We start from the raw sequence: 21,251 nt of genomic DNA, 5'->3' as shown, positions 1-21,251 counted from the left end.
GGCAAGGTGCGGGTTCCGGGGAGGGCTTAGCCCGGCTGACGGGTGTCGGCTGGCCTGATCTGCACGCTGATCGATCCGAGGCCGCTGATCTGCCCCTTGAGGTGGTCGCCGGCCCGCATCCACGTCCCGGTGCTAAGCCCGACACCGGCCGGCGTTCCGGTGAGCACGACGTCACCCGGTTCCAGGGTCACGTGCTCGCTGATCAGGGAGACCAGCTCCGGGACCGACCAGATCAGGTCGGAGGTGTTGGCATTCTGCCGCAGCTCGCCGTTAAGCCAGAACTGCAGCTGCAGGTTTGTGTCGTCGATGAATCGGGCCGGGATGATGCCGGGCCCGAGCGGACAGCTGTCGTCGAAGACCTTGCCGCCGAACAGGTCGAACTTGACCAGGTGCTTCGGATGGCGCTGCCAGTCGCGGGCCGACAGATCCAACGCGATGGTGTAGCCGGCGATATGCTCGCGGGCTTGTTCCACCGGGATGTGCCGGCCGCCCCGGCCGATGACGAACGCCAGCTCAAGCTCATAGTCGAACTTCTCGGTCTGGGTGGGGTAGCGGACGGACCGGCCCTGGCCCACTAACGTGGTGGTGGGCGGCTTGAGGAAGAAGACGGGGATGTTGTCCTCTTTTGAGAAACCCGTGTGGCCGCCGTCGTTGAAGACGTGGTCGAAGTAGTTGGCCCCGGTGCAGATGACCTTGTTCGGGTACTGCAGCGGGGTGAGCCAGTCCTCCGGTTCGGCCGGCTCGGGCACCGGATCCGCTTGAGTGGTGGAGAGGGCCGCGACGGCGGCGAGCAGCAGTGGTTCGGCAGTCTCCCAGTTGGTGAAGAGGGACATCAGCCCGGCTGCCGGATTGGCCGCCAGAATCTCCGGCGCCAGGTCGTCGATCCTGTACAGGCGGCCGTCCGGGAGCCGGAGCACGGGGGTCGCTGACCCGTCGATCCGGACGGTGGACAGGGAAAACGTCACGGCGTCTGCTCCTTGTTGTGGGTCGTCGCGGCGGTGGCGGCGCCGGCCGCCAGCATCCAGTCATCCACGATTGAGTCGATGGTCGAGCCGGGCCCGGACATCAGGGCCCGGGCGATGCTGCGCACCTGGCCGCGTTGCGACGGCGTCAGGTACTCCACCGGGGAGGCACCGTCGACCCGCGCCAGGGCGAGAAGCGGCAACAGAGCCGCGACGCGGGCCAGCAGGCCCGCCGCGGGTTCCCAGTCGATGTGCCGGGCATAACCGTCCACCAGCTGGCGCGCGGAGTCGCGAAGCTGCGCAGTGTGCTCCGGCAGGGCGACCGCCTTGAGCAGCAGATGGTTCAGGCAGAATGCGATATCGAAGGCCGGGTCCCCGAACCAGCCGCACTCGGCGTCGAGAAGCACCGGGCCGTGCGGACCGAAAAGGATGTTCTTGGGGCTTACGTCGCCATGCACCAGCGCCCGATGCGTGCCGGCTGTCACGGCGGCGAGACGCTCGATCGGGCCCGCCAGATCGGGGTTTGCACGGGCGGTGACCCGGAAGTAGGGCTCGATTCGCAGGGCATCAAAGTTTTCATCAGTCGCGAATATGCCCGGGACCGAGGGATCCTTGGCGCTCGCTGCGTGCAGCCGGCCGACCAGGTCGCCGACGGCGTGAGCAGCTGCCGGGTTCACCCGCCCGGCAAGGAGCTGGTCCTTCCAGACGGGGTATTCCCCGGGCGGAAGGAACTGCATCGCGAACAGTCCGGCATGCTCGTCGTAGGCAAGCACCTGCGGGACCTGCTCCGGAGCGACAGTACCGGCGAACCGCAGCCAGTCGTACTCCACCCGGTTGCGGGAGGTGGGTGCGAGCCACTCCTGCTCCACCTTGAGCCGGGCCAGCGCGCCCTTCACGCACAGGGTGCGGCCGGGAAGTTGCACCTGCCACAGGTCCGAGCTCACGCCGCCGGTCAGGGGAGTCAGCAGCGCCACCTCCCCGGACTGCATCAGTCCGTTGCGGCGCAGGAACTCCTCCACGCGGGCCCGGGGCCCGTCGCCGGTCACAGAACAGCGTCCGCGGACGGGGCCAGCGCGGGCAGCCGGCTGAAGGTGAGGGCAGAGTCTTCGGCGATGCGGACCAGCTGGTTGTACTTGGCCAGTCGCTCGGAGTTCCGCACGGATCCGATCTTAATCTGCCCGGCAGCGGTCCCGACAGCCAGATCGGCCAGGAAATCGTCCTCAGTCTCCCCGGACCGGGCCGACACCACAGGGGCGTAGCCGGCCGCGCGTGCCTCGGCGACGACATCGAGGGTGCCGGTAAGGGTGCCGTTCTGGTTGACCTTGACCAGCACGCCGTTGGCCACGCCGCGGGCGATGCCCTCCGCCAGCCGTTTGCTGTTGGTGGTGAAGAGATCATCGCCGATCAACCTGATCCGCTGGCCCAGGCGCCTGGTCATCGTCTGCCAGCCGGCCCAGTCATCCTCGTCCAGCGGGTCCTCGATTGACACGATGGGGAAGCGGTCGACCCAGGAGGACATCATGTCGATCATCTCGGCAGTGCTGGCATGCTTTTCCTGCCGGCGCAGATGGTAGTCCCCGGCGTTTCGGTCATACAGGGAGGTCGCGGCGACGTCGATGGCGATGGCGATGTCGGCACCGGGCTGCAGGCCTGCCGCCTCGATGGCCTGGGTGATCAGCTCAAGGGCCTCCTCACCGGTACGGCAGCCGGGGCTCAGCCCGCCTTCGTCTGCCAGCAGGGTCGGCAGCCCCCGTGCCGCGCAGAGCGTTGCGGCAGCCGTGCGGACTCGGGATGTGAGCTGGATTGCCTCCAGCGCGGAGGTGGCAGAGACCGGCACGGCCAGGAAGTCCTGGACGTCCATGCCTCGGCCGGCGTGGAGACCGCCGGAAAGGATGTTGACCATCGGCATCGGCAGCACAGGCTCGTCAACGCCGGCCAGCTGCGCGATCCGTCGAAACAGCGGCTGCCCGTTGGCCACGGCCGAGGCGCGGCAGACAGCCAGCGAGGTGCCGAGGACGGCATTCGCGCCGAGCCGCGACAGCGTGGGGGTCCCGTCCAGGTCCCGCAGCAGGTCGTCGATGGCGCGCTGGTCGAAGACGTCCCTGCCGCGCAGAGCGGCAGCGATCTCGCCGTTCACATGGTCCACCGCAGCGGTGACGCCGAGGCCGTCGAAAACTGACTGGTCGCCGTCGCGCAGTTCGTGGGCCTCATGGGTGCCCGTGGAGGCGCCGGAGGGCACGGAGGCCCGGGCCAGCGCGCCGCTGTCGAGGACGACGTCGACCTCGACGGTCGGGCGGCCGCGGGAGTCGAAGATCTGCCGGCCGTGGACGGTACGGATCGTGCTCAAGATGACACTCCTGTGGAGAGGGGGGATGGGGTGTTGCAGGGGTAGTGAGCCGGCTCGCCACGCAGGACGCGGACCACTTCCTCGGCAGCGCTGCGGCGCAGGTCGATGACCGACGCGTCGGAGGCAAAGGCGATGTGCGGGGTGATGATCACCCCGGAGTGGGTAAGCAGTTCTTCGGGAACCGCGGGTTCCTCTTCCAGGACGTCCAGGCCCGCTCCGCCGAGATGGCCTGCCTGCAGGGCGGCGAGCAGCGCGGCGGTATCAATCAGTCCGCCGCGGCTGACGTTGATCAGGAAGGCACCCTGGGGAAGCAATGCCAGTTCCCGCTCGCTGATCAGGTGATGGGTCTGCGGGATCAGGGGTGCATGCAGGACGACGATGTCGCTGGCGGCGAGGAGGCCATCGAGGGGCATGACTTCGATACCGCCGGTGTCTGCTGGAGGGTTCGGGTCGCTGATCACGACGCGAGCTCCCAGCGCACGCAGCTTGGCCGCCGTCGCCCTGCCAATCCTGCCGTATCCGACGACGCCGCAAGTCAGGGTGGACAGGCGGCGAAGCCGGGCCCCGGCAGGGTTCCAGCTGCCGGCGTGGACCTCACGATCGGCGGGGACCAGGCCGCGGGTCCATGCCAGGGCAAGCCCGACGGCGTGATCGGAGACTTCCGCGACGCAGTAGTCGGGGACGTTCGTGACCTGCACGCCGCGATCAGTGGCGCCGGCAACGGCGATGTTGTCCAGGCCCACTCCCATCCGGGCAACGACCCGTAGCTCGGGAGAGGACGCGATCGCTGCGGCGGACACCGTTGCCCAGCACGTGAGGATGGCGGCGGGCTGGTGTTCGGCCACCAGGGCATCGATGGTCTCGACCGGCGCCGGGTCGGCCGGGCCGGCGATGAGAGTGAAGCCGGCATCTTCGATGATGCGTCGTTCGATACTGTCATCGGGCCAGGCCCGGTCGGTCAGCAGGACTGTTTGCTGTGGGGTCATGAGTCGTGCTCCTTCTTGACGATCCGGCCTGTGGCGGCCGGGTCTGGGTGGGATCAGCTGGGATGGATTGTCGGGTTGACGAACCGGGTGGTCTGTTCGCCCAGGCCGGCCACCGAAGCCCTGACGGTGTCTCCGGCGCGCAGGAAGCGGCCATGGTGGATGCCGAAACCGGCGGGGGAGCCGGTGCAGAGCAGGTCGCCGGGGCGGAGACGGGTGTGCCGGGACAGGTACGACAGCTGTTCGGGAATGCTGAACACCATGTCGTCGGCGGTGTCGTTTTGCATGAGCGTGTCATTAAGCGACAGCCGCAGCCGGAGGCCGGCGGGGTCGGGGACCTGCCAGGCGGGGACGAACCATGGTCCGAGCGGCAGCGACCCCTGCAGGCCCTTGCACTGCAGCCAGTCGCTGCCGAGGCCGGGCAGGTCGGGCCGGACCACCCGGGAACGGACCGTCAGGTCATTGACCACGCAGTAGCCGGCGATGACCGCGGGAGCCTCGGACGGCGTCAGCCGTGAGCCGGACGCTCCGATGACGGCACCGATCTCGACCTCCCAGTCCAAGGTGACAACATCAGGATCCAGAACCAGCTCGCTTCCAGGGGCGCCGATCCTGTGGATGCTGGTCAGGCAGACGTACGGGCTGCCGTCTGTGCGCCGCTGCTTCAGCGCCTGCGTGGCTGCGGCGCGCAGGTTCTCGGCGTCGGCCGGCTCACCCGCATCGACGGCGGCCTCGATGACCTGCCGCCGGTAGTTGCCGATGGAGCAGAACAGCTGTCCGGGCTGCACCGGAGCCTCCAGCCTCAGGGAACCGACGGGCAGCCCGTTCCGGGCGATCGTTTCCGTGGTCCGGGGCAGCTCGGTCAACCGCCGAAGCTCGGCATGGTGCGAGCCCCACTCCCGGATGAGGTCGGTGACGGACGCGAACCTCGCGCAGGGCCAGTCCTCCGCCCAGTCAAGCAGCGGGAGGGCGCGGTCGCGGTGCACCAGCCAGGCTTCGGCCGGCTTCCCGGGCAAGCCCGCCTGGGCCAGCACTACGCCCGCGGGAGCAATGGCCTCGTTTCCGTTCTCATCTTCGAACATATGCTAACGATAGCACAGCCTGTTCGAAGCGCCACCCCTGAATGACTTTTGCCAAGTGACACCGTGGGGGCGCCATTGTCGAGCAGTATGCCGCCCTGAGAGCGCGGCGTTGACAGGGATGGAATAATTGAGCATAGTGCTATCGATGGCACTCTAGCCGAGGATAGGAATTTAAGTGACGGTACGCAGAGTGGTTACAGGTACGGATGGCACTGGGAAGTCCGTCTTTGTCTCCGACGGGGCGGTACCCCACAGCCACGATTTCGCAACGATGCCGGGACAGGCTCAGATCCGGATCTGGTTCACGCCTGGGGTGCCTTCGACCACGCCACCCGACGCCGAGCCCACCGACAATCACGGCCCTGTGGTCCCAGGCCCGGGCGGTGCAAGCTTCGTAATCGTCAGCTACGCCCCTGATTCCGTGGTCATGAGTCCCGATTTCGATCCCGCCGCGGCCGGGCAGGAAGTTGCTTCCTACGCACCGGATCTGGCCAAGGTGTTCGAGCCCGACGGAATGCACCGCACACCCAGCGTGGACTACGGGGTTGTGCTCGAAGGGGAGGTGTGGCTCGAGCTGGACGACGGCGCGGAGGTCCGCCTGACACCCGGCGATACCGTCGTACAGGTCGCCGCGCGGCATGCCTGGCGGAACAAAACGCAGGCGCCGGCGACGGTGGCGTTTGTGCTCACCGGCGCCAGCGCCTGAATGCCTGTCCTAGGTAGTAGGGGAAAGGCTGAAGCCTGCTAACCCCCCGTGTAAAGGACAACGTCTATCTTCTCCGGATGTTCTACCTGACCTTGGCTGAACATCTCGGTGTTCCTGATGGATATTCGGATGACATGACCCTGCGACTTTTCGACAAGGGTCCTTGTTTCGATGCCATCTGCCATGATCCAGGCCATGCTTGAATCGCTGTTGGCCATCTCGACGCGGCCTCTCCGGATCATCCGGTTTCGCTGCCAGACTTCAACGTCTGCACCTGTGAGCCTGGCCCACTCATCTATTCTTACCGTTGCTGTGGAGTTCACTGACTTCCCCGTTTCGGGTTCACTCGCTGACGCTTATGAAGCCGGTCCGCCGCTTTGTCCTTCACGGCCCTCGGCCTGGAGTTCCTCGTGCCACCATCCTTCCCAGGGGGAGGATGTAATCCGGCCGCTGGGAAACCTTTCTACACGGTGCCCGCCCGAGGAGCTGCCCCAGGCGTCGGAACTGACCAGCATTTGGTGGATCCTTTTGGTGATCATGTGCTCGTCCTTTCAAGTAGTGAACCTGCGAAACCGATCCACCTTTGCACCGTCCACGAAGGCCGGCCCTCCATGCAGCGGACGACCGGCCTGGTCATGCGGTCAGGGAATGACCACGTAGTTGCTGAAGCCGCCGCGCGGGTCCTTCAGCCGTCCGGAAATTGCCGTGTTGACATCGGACAGCGGGAACGCCTCGGTCTCCAGATAAGTGAGGTCCAGGGTGCCTGTCTCGATCATGTCTGCCATCTCCTGCCCCTGGGCGGCAGTGAACCAGTTTGAGCCGATGATCTGAACCTGCTCGTCCATCAGCCACTTCATGTCGACAGGCACTTCTTCGGAGACCCCACCGACGTTGACCACCCGGCCACCCCGGCGGACGCCGTGCATGGAATCGACCATGGTGGCCGCGTCAGCCCTGGCCCCGAGCGCGCTGATCACGAAGTGGGCTCCGTCGCCACGGGTCCGGGCCTTGGCCCACTCGCCGGAGGACTGCTCACCAAGGTTCATGACCTCGATCCGACCGGGTGAAAGGGCCTTCACCCGGTCCAGGAGCTCCTGGTTGCGTCCGGTGCCGAGGATCTTGGCTACCCCCATACTGAGGCAGAGCACAGTCGCGGCCACGCCCAGGGTACCGGTGATGCCGTCGATCAGGCCCACAGTGCCAGGCCCGGCGTCGGCAAGCCGGAGCGCTCCGTAGGCCGTGCCGATATAGCCGAAACGGGCGGCGAGCTCGAAAGGAAGGTTGTCCGGGATCTTGACCAGGGCCTGCTGCGGCGCGGTCATGAACTCGCTGAACCCGCCATAGGGGTAGAGGTCAAAGATCCGCTGGCCGTCGCGCGAGGTGCTGAAGTATCCGTTGAGGGTGTAATACCGGCAGCGACTGGGGGTGCCGCCGGAGCAGGCGTAGCAGCTGCCGCAGGAGCGGAGCGGGCTCACGTAAACCCGGTCGCCCGGCTTGACGTTGATGACGGATTCTCCGACCTCCTCCACCACGCCGATGGGATCGAGGCCGAAGATCGCCGGGAAATTCGGGATGGGCTGGTGCGGGAACCAGGTTGGCCAGTTGTTGATCACGTTGGCCATGTTCGGCACGATGCCGACGGCCTTGACCCTGACCAGTACGTCGGTGGGTCGGGGCTTGGGTACTTCGATGGTGTCGATCGACATTGGTTCGCCGATCTGATGCAGTCGGGCTGCGCGCATCGTCGCCATTGACGGCTCCTTCTAGGAACGAAAGGGTGGTGATTCTTGGGGGAGTGGGTGGGCGGGCAGCTACTTGCGGTAGCTGTCCTCGAGTTCGATGCCGAGCAGACCCATGACCCGTACGCCTGAGTTGTACCAGGCGATGGTCAGCGTGAGCTCCACCATCTGCTGGTCGTCGAGGTGCTTGGCAGCGGCTGCCCAGCTGGCATCGGACACGTTCACGTTGAGGGTGGATTCGCGTGCCAGGGCTATCACGGCGCGTTCGGTGTCGTTGAAAAGCTCCGTGCTGTCGCCCTCGGCCACTGCTGCAAGCTGCTCGTCAGTAAGTCCGGCTTTGCGGCCGTGGGACTGGTGGTGGGCGATCTCGTATTCAGAGCCGGTGGCATGGCCCACGGACAGGATGGCCAGCTCCCGCAGCTTGGGGCTCAGCAGGGAGCTGTCACGCATGGCGTTGGCGTAGGACAGGAACGCGTCGAGCAGGACCGGGGCATTCGCCAGTGAGCGGAAGATATTGGCGGTGGGCATTTTGCGCTCGGCCTCGATGCGGTCCCACAGCGGCTGCTGGTGGACCGAGGCGGCGTCGTCGCGGGAGAGGGACGGAACTCGGGACATGATGTGGTGCTCCAGTCGGTTTTTGGTGTTAGAGGGGCTGGTGATCAGAGGGGCTGCGGGCTGCCGAGGAACTTCTCCAGTGTCATGGGGGCAGGACGGACGGCCGGGGACTTCAGCGGTGCGCCGACGAAGGGCGAGGCTTCGAAGTACCACTGCTCCAGGGCGGGCAGGCCCCAGCGTGCGTTGGTGCTCACCGATGCGGCATCCCACCGCACCGGCTCGTTCTCAAGATCGATGGTCTGGTAATGGCTGTTGAAGACCTCAACGCGATGGCCGTCCGGGTCGCGGAGGTACGCGAAGAGCATTCCGCCCGGTCCGTGCCGGCCCGGGCCGCGTTCCACCTGGTCGCCGTAGCCCAGGATGCCGGCGAAGTCGCAGGCGGTGAAGATGTCATGGCTCTCGGAGACGGTGTAAGCGAAGTGGTGCAGGCTTGGACCGTCGCCGGGCACCATCGCCAGGTCAAGGCAGGTGCCCTTGCGGTACATGAAGGCGCCTACGAGTTCATCGCCGTACTCAAGGTATTCCGAGTTTCGGAAACCAAGTTTGCTGTAGAACGCGCACAGTTCGTAAACGTCGGGCGTGAGCAGCTGGAAGTGGTCCAGGCGCTGGGCGTGGGCGCCTTTGTACTGCTCAAAGTTGATGTGCAGCCGGGGCCGGGTTTCCATGGTTGCGCACAGCTCCAGCGGCGTCCCGACAGGGTCTGAGACATGCAACGTGCGCCCCTGATGCGGCATGTCCACCCACTCGGCAGGGAGGTCCCGGTCACGGAAGTAGCGGTAGGCCTCGTCCAGGTCCTCCTCGAAGAAGACGCGGAATCCGATACGGCGGGCCGTGCCGCCGTCGGTGCTCTTCTCCAGCACAAGGCTGTGGTGACAGGCCTCAGCGAGGCCACGCAGGTAAATCGTGGAGTCATCCTCCTCGGTCACCACCAGGCCGAGGACCGTGGTGTAGAAATCACGGCTGGCGGCCAGGTCGGCCACATTCAGGCGCAGGTGGCTGGTTCGGGTGATGTTGAACGGGGGGCGCAAGTCGACCGGTGGCAGCATGCTGTCCTCTCCAATGGGTCAAGTCGGTGCTATCGTTAGCACCTACGATTTGGAAGGCACGCACGCGCGCCTCTTTTGTTGGGTGTTGCGGTCTTTAGGCGGAGCGCTCGCGCGTCACCGCGGGTGGTGCGGCAGTGCTGCCACGCGGCACGAGCCAGCCCACGGATGCCGACTCGTAGGGGTCGTTTCCGGCCGGCGGATTGTTGAGCCTGCGGATAAACCACAGCCCGCAGGACGTGGCGACGTCGCCGATGGGAAGACTGATCGTGGTGAGGCCGGGGCCCCACCAGGAGAACCCGCTCTGATCGCCGAAGCCGACCACGGACAGCTCCGAGGGGACGTCGACGTCCATCTCCAGCAAGCCGTCCAGCACGCCTACGGTGTGCAGTACAGATCCAAGCACGACGGCGGTGGGCGGGCTTGGCCGGTTCAGGAGCCGGCGCACAGCTTCCCGGGCGTGCTCGGGCGACGCCGGGGGGCCTAGTTCGACAAGGTTGGAACGTATTGGGACGCTCCGGTCGCGAAGCGCCTGGTGGTAGCCCTCCAGCCGTTCCCGGCCTGTGGGCAGGTCGGCGGGCGCGCCGATGTACGCGATCCGCGTGTGGCCCAGATCCAGCAAGTGGGTGGTGGCGTCCTGGAGCGCCCGCTGGTCATCCAGGCCGAACCACTGAGCACCTAGTGACGCGTGCCTTCGCAGCAACTGGACGTGTGGCATACCGCGCAGCATGCCGACGGAGTCATTGTGCGGGTTTGGGGTCGGAGCGATCACTACGCCGGCTGCGCGGCTGGCGGACAGTTCGCGAAGGTGGCGGCGCTCGATGAGGCGATCATCGAATGTCTCGGCCAGCATCAGCTGGTAGTCCTCACCGGCCATGATCGCCGACAATTCGTGGGCGATGGTGTAGTAGAAGCTGTTGCGGATGTCGGGAATGACGAGTCCCACCACGTTGCTCGGGGCTCCCCGCATCATCCTGGCAGCGTGGTTGCCCACGTAGCCCAGTTCCGAGGCCGCCTGGCGGACGCGGGCCTTCGTCTCTTCACTGATGCGGGTGTCATTGGCCAGGGCACGGCCGACGGTCGACACTGACAGCTGCAGATGTGCAGCGATATCCTTCGTCGTGACCATCGTTCCTCCTGACGCAATGCTGTTAGTGGATCATCATATGCTGGGAATGGCGGCTTTTCGCGCCACCTATGTGCTAACGATAGCACGAGCGTTCTGCAGGTCAAGAGCTGGGGACGATCATCGATCAAATAGATTCCACTCTTGACTCGCTCCAGTGTGGTGCTATCGTTAGCATTGTTCTAGACCTCGTGATGACAGGACCCGTGAGCTCCACTTCAGCCCAGATAAACCCGGAGCAGATCCTCAGCCGGCCCCCTTCAGATGGGACCGGACAGGCCCGCCCTGCCGCACTTCGCATCAGTTCAATGCAGGCTTCATTCCCCATACGAAGCAAGCCCCTCCCGACTAGGAGACAATGATGTCCCACCCCACACCTTCCGGCACCAGCCCGGCCCCCGGTGCAGCCGGTTCCACCGTTGGCCACGCCGTACCCACGTACCCCGAGCCCATGGATGCGATTTCCATGGACGCAATCCCTGCCAGTCCGGCGCCATCCCGGGTAAAGAACAACCCTGAGGGCATGCCCTCCAAGGTCGTTGCCGGTGTTTCGCTCGCCGTGCTGGCCCTGACCTTCATGCTTAACGCGATGGACAGGCAGGTCTTCCCGCCCTTGCTGGGCACCATCAGCAAGGAATACGGGTTCAACCTGCAGGCGGGCGGACTGCTGGCCACAATCTTCACTTTGGGGATGGCCATTGCAGGCATCCCTGCGGGCTTCCTGGTCGAGCGCTTTTCGCGCAAGACGGTCCTGATATTCAGCATCGTGATCTACTCCCTGGGCACGCTGGCAACGCCGCTGGCCTCCTCCTGGGGCGATATGGCCCTGTACCGGATCATCTCGGGGCTGGGTGAAGGGATGCAGGCCGCGGCACTGTTCGCCGCTGTGGGCGCCTTCTTCCACAACCGCCGCGGCCTTGCCCTCGGTGTCCTGGGCTTCGCTTTCGGTCTGGGTGCTACCTTCGGCCCGCCTTTGGGTGTCATGTTCTCCGCCAACTTCGGATCCTGGCGGGCTCCGTTCACCATCTTCGGGCTGCTCGGCCTGGTGATCGCCGTCGTGGCCATGTTCGTCGTCAGCCCCAAGTTCACCGAGCGCGCCATCAGCATGACCGGCGTCGAAGGCTCCTACGATTACATGCCGGCCAAGGCCTACAACCGCAACTCCCTGGCCATCGCTGCCGCTTCCGGCTGCGGTGCCCTCGCCCTCTACGGGTTCCTGGGCCTGTACCCGACGTTCCTGACCACTCAGCTTCACGTGTCCACCGGGGAGGCCGCGCTGGCTCTCAGCTTCGTGGGCATCGGCGGCGTGGCCGGTCTGTTCGGCGGCTGGATCGGCGACCGCATCAACCAGCGGACCCTGCTGATCGTTTCCCTGGTCGTCATGGCGGTGGTCGGCGTGCTGATCTACGTAGTACAGGCATCCTTCGCCTGGCAGTGTGTGTTCGCTTGCCTGATGGGTGTGTTCGGTACCGGCGTCTTCTTCCCCAACACCAACAGCGCTATCCAGCGCGCGGTCCGTCCGTACCAGGTCGGGCGTGCCGCCGGCCTGTTCGTCACGTGTTATTACGGATCGGCCGCCTTCTCCGGGCTGCTGTTTGCGGCGCTGGTGCCCGCGCTGGGCTGGCAGGGAGCCGGCCTGCTGCAGGTCACGCTGCTGCCGCTGCTGGCTGCCGCGATCATGCTGATCGTGCGGCCTGCCCTGTTCAACAACGCCGTCCCCGCGGCCGCTCACTGATCACCTCGTGATCACCTCGGAAGGAAAGCCAAATGAATGACATAGGTTCGCAAAACCAGCCTGTCGGCGCGCTGGCCGGAATCGTTGTTGCCGATTTCAGCCGGGTGCTGGCCGCGCCCTACGCGACGATGCTGTTCGGTGACCTTGGCGCCGACGTGATCAAGATCGAGCGTCCCGGTACCGGTGACGACACCCGTCAATGGGGGCCGCCGTTCACGGATGACCATGAGGCGACATACTTCCTGTCGGTGAACCGCAACAAGCGATCCTTCACAGCCGATATGTCCGTGGCCGACGACAACGGCGACCTGGTCGAGCTGATCCGGCGCGCTGACGTGCTGATTGAGAACTTCCGTCCGGGCACGATGGCACGGCATGGCCTGTCCTACGAGCAGGTCGCCGCGATCAACCCGCGGCTCGTGTATTGCTCGATCACCGGCTTCGGCTCGGAAGAGGCGGCCGCGGCGCTGCCCGGCTACGACCTGCTGGTACAGGCGGTCGGGGGACTGATGAGTGTGACCGGCCCCGGCCCCGGCGCGCCGGTCAAGGCCGGCGTCGCCCTGGTCGACGTGCTGACCGGACTGCACGCCGCGATCGGCGTGCTGGCTGCGCTTCGGGCACGGGAGAGCAGCGGCCGGGGCCAGCTCGTCGAAGTCAACCTGCTCAGTACCCTGCTGTCGAGCATGGTCAACCAGAGTGTCGGCTACACCGCGGCAGGCGCCGTCCCGGGCATCTTCGGGAACCGCCACCCTTCAATCGCGCCCTACCAGCTGTTCCCGGCTGCCGACAGGCCGGTTGTCATCGCCGTCGGCACCGACCGGCAGTTCCAGCAGCTGTGTGCGGCACTCGGAATCCCCGAGGCAGCGACCGATCCGCGCTTCGCGACCAACAGGGCCCGCGTCGCCCACGTCGAGGAACTCGATCAGGCCATCACGTCGCTGACCATCGAGCAGACCGCCGATCACTGGTACCGGGCCCTGTCGGCACGCGGAATCCCCTGCGGGCCGGTCAACGACATCGCGGGTGCCTTCGCCATGGCCGGAGAACTGGGGCTGGACGCCCGCGTCACCGTGGGCGAAGGCCAGGACAGTGTGGACCTGGCCGCCAACCCCATAACGCTGTCAGACACGCCTGTCACCTACGTCCGGCGGCCACCACGGCTCGGACAGCATGCCGACGAGGTGCGCGAATGGCTTCGCAGTCCAACCACCACCGAACCCCCTTACCAAGACCACAGCAGTAGCAGTATCAACCAGCCAATGGGAGCACACCAGTGACCGACCTCGCCACCGATTACCTCGACATCGACTTCCTGCTCACCGAGCAGGAGATTGACCTGCGCAGCCAGGTCCGCCAGTTCGTCGATGACCGGATCCGGCCCAACATCAACTCCTGGTACGAGGAGGCAGTCTTCCCCCAGGACCTGGTCAAGGAGATGGGCAGCCTCGGCCTGCTGGGCATGCACCTGAAGGGGTACGGCTGTGGCGGACGGACCGCCGTCGAGTACGGGATTGCAGCCATGGAGCTGGAGGCCGGGGACTCCGGCATCCGCACGTTTGTGTCCGTGCAGGGATCGCTCGCCATGAGCGCCATCTCCAAATTCGGTTCGGAAGAGCAGAAGCAGCAGTGGTTGCCTGGCATGGCCGCGGGCGAACTGATCGGCTGCTTCGGCCTCACCGAGCCCACGGCGGGCAGCGACCCTGCCAACATGCTCACCCGTGCCGAGCGAAACGGCTCAGGCTGGGTGCTGAACGGAGCCAAACGGTGGATCGGCCTTGCCTCCATCGCCGACGTCGCGATCATCTGGGCGGGCACTGACGAAGGCATCCGCGGCTTCGTCGTACCTACCGACACCGAGGGCTTCCTGGCGACCCCAATCTCCGAAAAACTGTCGATGCGCGCCTCCATCCAGTGCGACATCACCCTCGACGACGTCCGGCTGCCGGACAGCGCCGTGCTACCCGGCGTCGTCGGCCTCCGCGGTCCTTTTTCCTGCCTCAACGAGGCAAGGTACGGCATTTTGTGGGGTGCCATGGGCGCCGCCCGTGACGCCTATCACGCAGCCCTGGCCTACGCCAGCGACCGCACCCAGTTCGGCAAACCGATCGCCTCGTTCCAGCTCACCCAGCAGAAACTCGTGGACATGGTCCTGGAGATCCAGAAGGGCACACTGGTGGCCCTCCAGACCGGGCGGCTCAAGGATGTCGGCCGCCTGCGGCCCGAACAGATCTCCTTCGGCAAGCTCAATAACGTCCGCCAGGCAATCGAGATCTGCCGATCGGCCCGGACCATCCTCGGCGGAAACGGCATCACGCTTGAGTACTCGCCGCTGCGGCACGCCAACAACCTCGAGAGCGTGCGCACCTACGAGGGGACCGACGAAATCCATGCGCTGATCATGGGCCGCGCGATCACAGGCATCCCGAGCTTCTCGTAGCCCTCGCTAGCCCTCAGCCCTGACCCTGAGCTATCTGGTGTCAGGTTCTGCTGTCCTGTATGTCTACCTGAAGGAACACCTGTGTCAGAAACCGTTACCGAAACCCGGACTACCTTTGTGGACCACGACGGTTTCCGCTTTGCCCTCCTCACCCTGGAAAACTCCGGCCATCGCCCGGTGACCCTGGGTCCGGCATCGCTGGCCGGGTACGCGGCCGCGGTGAGCGATCTGGATCTGGCGGGAGTGGATGCGGTGGCCGTGACCGGCCAGGGCCCGGTCTTTTGCGCAGGTGCGGACCTGAAGTCGATGACGCAGGCGGCCACGCCGCAGCAGGCTGAGGCCGTGGCACGGCAGGGCCTGGAGGCGCTGGGCCAGTTTGCGGCGCTTCCGGTGCCCACCTTCGCGTTCATTAACGGGACCGCGCTTGGCGGCGGGCTGGAACTGGCTTTGCACGCGGACCACCGCACCGCCGCCGATTCTGTCCGGGCCCTGGGATTTCCGGAGGTCCGCCTTGGCCTGGTGCCTGGCTGGGGCGGCATCCCGCGCACTTTTGCACTGCTCGGCGCTGCCGCGACCGCCCGGCTGGTGGTCACGGATTCGCTCGCGGGAAAGAACCTTTCGGCCCGCAGCGCTGCTGACCTTGGCCTGGTCGATGCCGTACTGACGGACGAGGGCTTCCTGGCGGCATCGCTGGATTTCGCCGCCGGCATCCTTTCCGGCAGGTCGACGGCGGCGCCCCGGGCTGGCTTCGCTGACACACCGGCAGACCTGGACGCTGTGCGGACACAGCTGGATGCCCGGCTGCATGGCGCCGCCCCCGCACCGTACCGCGCCCTGCAGCTGATCGCCGAGGCGGCAGCCGCAGCTGGCAGCGCCGGCAACGAGGCAGCCGAGATCTGCGCGTTTGGTGAGCTGCTGCTCTCCGATGAGGCACGTGCCAGCATTTACGCCTTCCAGCTCACACAATCCCTGGCGAAGAAGCCCGCGGGCAGGCCGGACGAGGAGCCACTGCCGGTGCGCTCAGTGGGCGTCGTTGGTGCCGGACTGATGGCCAGCCAGCTGGCCCTCGTCTTCGCGCAGCAGCTCCGCGTGCCGGTACGGATCACGGACCTGTCCCAGGACCGCATCGACGCGGCAATGAGCTGGATCGCCGGGCAGCTGGACAAACTCGTGAACCGAGGGCGCCTGAAGGCCGCCGACGCTGAGGCCATTCGCGCCCTGATTACCGGCGGCACGGACAAGGCGGCATTCGCTCACTGCGATGTGGTCATCGAGGCAGTTTTTGAGGAGCTGGCGGTCAAACGCGCGGTGTTTGAGCAACTGGAACCGCACGTGCGCCCGGATACCCTGCTGCTGACCAATACCTCCTCGCTGTCCATCCAGGCCATAGGCGCCACCCTAGCCCGCCCGGAGCGGCTGATCGGCTTCCACTTCTTCAACCCGGTGGGAGTGCTGCCGCTCGTGGAAATCATCACCGCACCGCAGACAGACGAGACGACTCTTGCCACGGCGTTTGAACTCGCCCGTAGGCTGCGAAAGACGGCGGTACTCACCACTGACACGGCGGGCTTTGTGGTGAACCGCGTGCTGACCCGGCTGTTCGACGAGGTCCTGGCCCTGATCGATGAAGGCAGCGATCCCGGCGTCGTCGATCACGCCCTGGATCCTTTTGGCCTGCCCATGACACCGCTGGAACTGCTGCAGTTCATCGGCCCGGCGGTGCAGCTGCACATCTGCGAGACCATGCATCAGGCGTACCCTCAGCGCTTCGGGGTGAGCCGCAGCCTGACCTCGCTTGTGGCTGGAGGTCTGCCGGGCTACCTGGACCACCACGGCGGCATCTCGCCGGCCACTGCTGCCTTGCTGCCGGCGTCGAAGGCGGCAAACCCGGACAAAGTCCGCGCCTCACTCCTGGGCGCGCTGGCGGAGGAAGTCACGGCCATGCTGGACGAATCGGTGGTGGCAGGACCTGAGCAGATTGACTTGTGCATGATCCTCGGAGCCAATTTTCCCTTCCACACCGGCGGCCTGACGCCCCTGCTGGACCGGGAAACAGGCAGTGCCTTCCATCCGAAACTGCGCGTTCCCATTCCCGCCGCCGGCTAGCCCGGCTCCGCATCCTCGCCGTTTCGCCAGCTGCACCTCGCCCCATCGAAAGAGAAGTCATGAACCACAAAACAGATGTTGTCATCGTCGGGGCCGCCCGCACACCGCAGGGCAAGTTGATGGGACAACTTGCCCCGCTGTCCGCCGTCGAGCTCGGTGGCGCCGCAATCGCCGCGGCCCTCGACCGCGCCGACGTTGCCCCCGACACCGTCGGCGCCGTCATCATGGGACACGTACTGCAGGCCGGGGCCGGGCAAAATCCCGCCCGCCAGGCAGCCGTCGCGGGCGGCATCCCGCTCAGCGCCCACGCCGCCACAGTAAACAAGGTGTGCCTGTCCGGACTCAGCGCCATCATCGACGCGAGCCGGCTCCTGCGGCTGGGAGAGGCCGACGTGGTGGTCGCCGGCGGACAGGAATCAATGAGCAACGCCCCGCACCTGCTGCCGGGTTCGCGCGCCGGATATCTTTATGGCAATGCCGCGCTCATCGACTCGGCCGCCCACGACGGACTCACCGATGCCTTCGACCATGAGGCCATGGGCCTGGCCACCGATCATGCCAATGACGCCATGGGGATTCCCCGCACCGCGCAGGACAAAGCAGCAGCCGACTCCCACCGCCGGGCAGCTGCCGCTCAGTCCGCCGGCCTCTTCGACGCGGAGATTGTCCCGGTCAAGGTGCCGCGGCGCCGCGGGGAAGCCGAGCTGGCAAGCATCGACGAGGGAGTGCGACCCGACAGCAATGAGGACACTCTGGGCAGGCTCCGGCCGGCGTTCTCCCCAGCAGGCACGGTTACTGCCGGAAACGCCTCACCCCTTAACGACGGCGCGGCCGCCGTCGTCCTGACAACCCGGGCCTATGCAGAGACGCATGGCCTGGAGATCATGGCGGTTCTTGGCGCCGCGGGACAGACAGCTGGACCGGACACGTCCCTGCCGGACAAGCCTGCCCGCGCCATAGGCAAGGCTCTTGAGACGGAGGGCTGGAGCGTGCAGGAACTGGACTTCGTGGAGATCAATGAGGCCTTCGCCTCCGTTGCCCTGCATTCGGCCGAACAGCTGGGGATCGGGATGGACAAAATCAACGTCAACGGGGGAGCAATCGCCCTCGGTCATCCCATCGGTGCCTCCGGCGCACGGGTAGTGGTCTCCGCCGTATACGAGCTCCAGCGCCGCGGCACGGGCAAGGCGGCTGTTGCACTATGCGGAGGCGGCGGCCAGGGTGAAGCGTTGCTGCTCTCACGATGAACTCTCACGATGAACCGCGGGTCGTCAGGATGACGAGTTGCTGCGTCGCCCGGGTCATGGCGACATAGCTGTCGACTGCCCCCTCAATGCCCGTGCCGAAGGCATCCGGGTCGACCAGGACCACCAGGTCAAACTCGAGGCCCTTCGACAGTTCCGGGGTCAGCCATCTGATCCGGGACGTCTCCCCGAAGGAGCCGTGCAGGACGTCACTGGTGCTGATCACACAGGCGATCCCGTCGGTATGGGAGCTGAGCCAGGAGCCAAGGACAGCATCCAGTTCCAAAGTCGATCCGTGGACGACGGGAATCCTGCTGCTGCGGACGGAGGTCGGCACGTTGGCGTCCGGGAGCGCGGCCCTGATGACCGGCTCGGCTTCCGCCATGATCTCCTTCGGCGTCCGGTAGTTGATGCCGAGGGTGGCCAGGTTCACGTTGGTCAAGCCAACCCTCTCGAGCCTTTCCCGCCACGATTCAGCGAACCCGTGCCGGGCCTGGGCGCGGTCCCCGACGACGGTGAAGCTCCGGGACGGGCAGCGGAGGAGCAGCATCTGCCACTCGGCGTCGGTCAGCTCCTGCGCCTCGTCCACCACGATGTGGGAAAACGGGCCGGCGAGCTCGTCCGGGTCTAGGCCTGGAAGTGCGTCGTCGTCGACCAGCTTGTCCTGCATGTCCTCCCCGCGCAGCATCGACATCACCAGCAGTTCGGAGTCGTCGGCCGCCACCAGGTCATCGACCACACGGTCCATGAGCTCCCGGCGGCCAGTGTGGCCTCCTGCCGGCGCTTGCGCCGCGACGCCTCGGGGTCGCCGAGCCGTTGCCCGGCGGCATCCAGGAGCGGCAGGTCAGACACGGTCCAGGCCTTGCCGGTCCGGCGCTGCAGCTTCTTCACCTCGTCAGCGCTGAGCCAGGGCGCGCACAGCCGGAGGTAGGCGGGCACCGACCAGAGGTCGCTGACGACGTCCGCGTAATGGAGCAACGGCCAAGCCCGGCTGAACGCTTCCACCAACTCGGTGTCCTGGACCAACGCCCTGCGGAGCAGGTCTTCCGGCACGTCGCCGCCGTCGAACTTGTCGACCAGGATGGTGAGCAGTTCCTCCCAGATCTCTTCGCGCGCCTCGTTATGCGGCGTGCCCGGAACGGGCGTCCCGAACGCCTCGGCCCACTCCTCAGCACTGAGCCAGACGTCCGCCCACGGCGTCTCGATCTCCAGCCCCTTGGCGGGCGCTTTCTCGTAGAACCCGACGGCTGCGTCGATTGCTTTGACCATCCGCGCTGACGACTTCAGGAGCGCCACGTCCGGGTCGGTCTCAACTGCTGCCAGGGCGCCTTCGGGGACGAGGTCCCGCAGGGTGCACGTCTGCACGCCCTCCTCGCCGAGGCTGGGGAGGACGTCGGCGACGTAGGACAGGTAGGGCCGGTGCGGACCAACGAACAGCAGGCCGCTCCTGCGATGACCGCCACGCTGACCCAGGCGGGGGTCGGAGTACAGGAGGTAGGCGGAGCGGTGCAGGGCGACGACGGTTTTCCCCGTGCCCGGACCGCCGTCGACGACGAGAGCGCCGCGGGGTGCCGCACGGATGATGGCGTCCTGGTCGGCCTGGATGGTGCCGAGCACGTCCTGCATCCGGGCCGTCCGGCTGGTGCCCAGGCTGGCGATGAAGGCAGACAGGTCATCGAGGGCGGGGTAGTGGGCAATCCCGACCGAACTGTCAGTGGTGAATACTTCGTCCCAGTAGTCGCTGATCCGGCCGCGGGTCCAGCGGTACCGGCGGCGGCTTGCCAGACCCATCGGGTTGGCGTGGGTCGCTCCGAAGAACGGTTCGGCCGCGGGGGAGCGCCAGTCGATGAGCAGCCGGCGCCCCTCAGCATCCGTGAGGCCAAGCCGTCCGATGTAGACGGGCCGGGCGTTGTCCGCGCTGACGATGTGGCCAAGGCACAGATCCAAACCGAAGCGGCGCAGCGCGCGCAGGCGAGAGGTCAGCCGGCGGATCTCAACGTCCCGCTCCAGCGCCTCCTGGCCTAACCGGCCGGGCGCCTTGCGTGTGGCATCGAGCCGGGCGGACAGATCGGCGATCGACAGCTCAAGGCTCTCCGCAATTGCCGAAAAATGCTGCTCATCCCCGGCGATCAGCGCCGGGTCCGCCTTGTGCATGAGGTGATCAGGAAGGTTGAACGCGCTGGTGGTCAGGGGCATGGCATCAGTTCCTCTCCGGGGCTTCGGCTCCCAATTCTGCGGCAGTGCCCCGGTCTTGCGGCAAGACCCCCTGTCAGCTATAGATTGGAAATAGGAGGAATGTGATGCCTCCGTTCTCCCTGTTCCCCGAAATTGTCAACGCCCGCATGAATGTCGACGCCTCCACTGGGAGTCAGCCCCGGATGGTTTTCAGGGCTGTTGTCCAGGAGATCAGCTGGTCCAGGAGCGGCTCCAGGGCCTCTTCCGCTGCTTCACTCGGGGTGAAAGTGGTGAAGTTCTCGAAGTCGGTGGCAAATGGCAGTGACACCTGCGCCCTGACGTCAGCCATTTGGAGTTCACCGGCGACCAACCGCAGGTTTTCGACGGCACGAACGCCGCCGGCACTTCCATAGGAGACGAAGCCCGCGGCCTTGTTGTTCCATTCGGCGTAGATGAAGTCCAGGGCGTTCTTCAGGACGCCGGGCACTGAGTGATTGTATTCAGCCGTGACAAAGACGAAGCCATCGAACCGCGAGACCGCCTGCGCCCACACTTTGGTGTGCTCATGCTTGTAGTCCCCGAGGGATGGAGGGACGGGCTCGTCCAACAACGGCAGGTTGTAGTCGGCCAGGTCCAGCATCTCGAAGTCGGCACCTCCCCGGGAAGATGCCCGGGACATCACCCAGTCCGCCACCTGCCTGCTTCGTCGCCCTGGCCTGGTGCTGCCGACCACCACAGCGATCCTCACCATGTAAACCACCCCCGTTGAATTCCCGTTTCGGTCGCGGGTTCCGATCTCGGTCTCAGAATACTCTTGACCAGCTCAGTCGATCAGCGAGCTGCTGCCACTGTCCAGGGGATGCCTGATCGGCGTGGAGTTCAAGGTCCGGCCGCTGAAGCGGCTCCATTGTCCTCCGGTTCCGCTAGGTCACGTTGAGGGGTTGACTCGAA

At 66.0% G+C, this 21,251-nt stretch carries 18 protein-coding genes and 1 pseudogene; 6 read left to right on the top strand and 13 right to left on the bottom strand.

All coding sequences use genetic code 11. The features are described from left to right. Positions 1-26 precede the first annotated feature (26 nt). From QFZ40_RS15445 to QFZ40_RS15425, 5 genes are read right to left on the bottom strand one after another with little or no spacing between them, the layout of a single operon-like run. Positions 27-965: a fumarylacetoacetate hydrolase family protein gene (locus QFZ40_RS15445; RefSeq protein WP_306905486.1), complete on the bottom strand. Its 939-nt coding sequence runs from the start codon at positions 963-965 to the stop codon at positions 27-29. Next, a complete protein-coding gene (locus QFZ40_RS15440) occupies positions 962-2,008 on the bottom strand; it encodes a phosphotransferase (RefSeq protein WP_306905485.1) in 1,047 nt (348 codons plus the stop codon). Before QFZ40_RS15440 ends, QFZ40_RS15445 begins: the two co-directional genes overlap by 4 nt. After that, positions 2,005-3,309 (bottom strand): phosphopyruvate hydratase, encoded by a 1,305-nt coding sequence (gene eno / locus QFZ40_RS15435; protein ID WP_306905484.1) that lies wholly within the window; start codon positions 3,307-3,309, stop codon positions 2,005-2,007. The genes QFZ40_RS15440 and eno overlap by 4 nt, the downstream gene beginning before the upstream one ends. Further along, on the bottom strand, positions 3,306-4,295 hold the full coding sequence (locus tag QFZ40_RS15430; protein WP_306905482.1) for a C-terminal binding protein: 990 nt from the start codon (positions 4,293-4,295) through the stop codon (positions 3,306-3,308). Before QFZ40_RS15430 ends, eno begins: the two co-directional genes overlap by 4 nt. A gap of 53 nt (positions 4,296-4,348) precedes the next feature. Further along, positions 4,349-5,374, bottom strand: a complete 1,026-nt coding sequence (locus tag QFZ40_RS15425; protein ID WP_306905480.1) for a fumarylacetoacetate hydrolase family protein — start codon at positions 5,372-5,374, stop codon at positions 4,349-4,351. Positions 5,375-5,549: 175 nt separating this feature from the next. On the opposite strand from QFZ40_RS15425, the gene QFZ40_RS15420 reads away from it, so the two are divergent. Continuing rightward, entirely contained in the window at positions 5,550-6,080 is a 531-nt protein-coding gene (locus tag QFZ40_RS15420; protein ID WP_306905477.1) for a cupin domain-containing protein, read from the top strand. A gap of 38 nt (positions 6,081-6,118) precedes the next feature. On the opposite strand, the gene QFZ40_RS15415 is transcribed toward QFZ40_RS15420, so the two are convergent. From QFZ40_RS15415 to QFZ40_RS15390, 6 genes are all read right to left on the bottom strand, one after another. Further along, on the bottom strand, positions 6,119-6,403 hold the full coding sequence (locus QFZ40_RS15415) for a hypothetical protein (protein WP_306905476.1): 285 nt from the start codon (positions 6,401-6,403) through the stop codon (positions 6,119-6,121). 33 nt (positions 6,404-6,436) lie between these two features. Further along, on the bottom strand, positions 6,437-6,619 hold the full coding sequence (locus tag QFZ40_RS15410; protein ID WP_306905474.1) for a hypothetical protein: 183 nt from the start codon (positions 6,617-6,619) through the stop codon (positions 6,437-6,439). 102 nt (positions 6,620-6,721) lie between these two features. Beyond that, positions 6,722-7,831, bottom strand: a complete 1,110-nt coding sequence (locus QFZ40_RS15405) for an alcohol dehydrogenase catalytic domain-containing protein (protein WP_306905472.1) — start codon at positions 7,829-7,831, stop codon at positions 6,722-6,724. A gap of 60 nt (positions 7,832-7,891) precedes the next feature. Continuing rightward, complete coding sequence (locus QFZ40_RS15400) at positions 7,892-8,434, bottom strand: carboxymuconolactone decarboxylase family protein (protein WP_306905470.1); 543 nt, start codon at positions 8,432-8,434, stop codon at positions 7,892-7,894. A gap of 44 nt (positions 8,435-8,478) precedes the next feature. Continuing rightward, positions 8,479-9,480 carry a VOC family protein gene (locus QFZ40_RS15395; protein ID WP_306905469.1) on the bottom strand — a complete coding sequence of 334 codons (1,002 nt, stop codon included), beginning with the start codon at positions 9,478-9,480 and terminating at the stop codon, positions 8,479-8,481. Between the two features lie 94 nt (positions 9,481-9,574). Beyond that, positions 9,575-10,606, bottom strand: coding sequence for a LacI family DNA-binding transcriptional regulator (locus tag QFZ40_RS15390; RefSeq protein WP_306905467.1), 1,032 nt, complete (start codon positions 10,604-10,606; stop codon positions 9,575-9,577). Positions 10,607-11,126: 520 nt separating this feature from the next. Between QFZ40_RS15390 and QFZ40_RS15385 the strand changes: the two genes are divergently transcribed. From QFZ40_RS15385 to QFZ40_RS15365, 5 genes are all read left to right on the top strand, one after another. After that, a complete protein-coding gene (locus tag QFZ40_RS15385) occupies positions 11,127-12,338 on the top strand; it encodes an MFS transporter (protein ID WP_306905466.1) in 1,212 nt (403 codons plus the stop codon). Between the two features lie 32 nt (positions 12,339-12,370). After that, complete coding sequence (locus QFZ40_RS15380; protein ID WP_306905464.1) at positions 12,371-13,615, top strand: CaiB/BaiF CoA transferase family protein; 1,245 nt, start codon at positions 12,371-12,373, stop codon at positions 13,613-13,615. Then, positions 13,612-14,775: an acyl-CoA dehydrogenase family protein gene (locus QFZ40_RS15375; RefSeq protein WP_306905462.1), complete on the top strand. Its 1,164-nt coding sequence runs from the start codon at positions 13,612-13,614 to the stop codon at positions 14,773-14,775. Before QFZ40_RS15380 ends, QFZ40_RS15375 begins: the two co-directional genes overlap by 4 nt. Positions 14,776-14,856: 81 nt before the next feature. Next, on the top strand, positions 14,857-16,881 hold the full coding sequence (locus tag QFZ40_RS15370) for a 3-hydroxyacyl-CoA dehydrogenase NAD-binding domain-containing protein (RefSeq protein WP_306905461.1): 2,025 nt from the start codon (positions 14,857-14,859) through the stop codon (positions 16,879-16,881). A 59-nt stretch (positions 16,882-16,940) separates the two neighbouring features. Continuing rightward, complete coding sequence (locus tag QFZ40_RS15365) at positions 16,941-18,128, top strand: acetyl-CoA C-acetyltransferase (protein ID WP_306905460.1); 1,188 nt, start codon at positions 16,941-16,943, stop codon at positions 18,126-18,128. Positions 18,129-18,132: 4 nt separating this feature from the next. Here QFZ40_RS15365 and helR read toward each other — a convergent pair. Together helR and QFZ40_RS15355 are read right to left on the bottom strand one after the other, a co-directional pair. Continuing rightward, positions 18,133-20,321: pseudogene (gene helR, locus QFZ40_RS15360) on the bottom strand (RNA polymerase recycling motor ATPase HelR). Positions 20,322-20,493: 172 nt separating this feature from the next. After that, complete coding sequence (locus tag QFZ40_RS15355; protein WP_306905459.1) at positions 20,494-21,051, bottom strand: NADPH-dependent FMN reductase; 558 nt, start codon at positions 21,049-21,051, stop codon at positions 20,494-20,496. Between the last annotated feature and the right edge of the window lie 200 nt (positions 21,052-21,251).

The organism is Arthrobacter pascens (assembly GCF_030816475.1).
GTDB lineage: Bacteria > Actinomycetota > Actinomycetes > Actinomycetales > Micrococcaceae > Arthrobacter > Arthrobacter pascens_B.
Note: the sequence above shows the minus strand (reverse complement) of the source record. Positions and strands in the feature narration are given on the sequence as shown.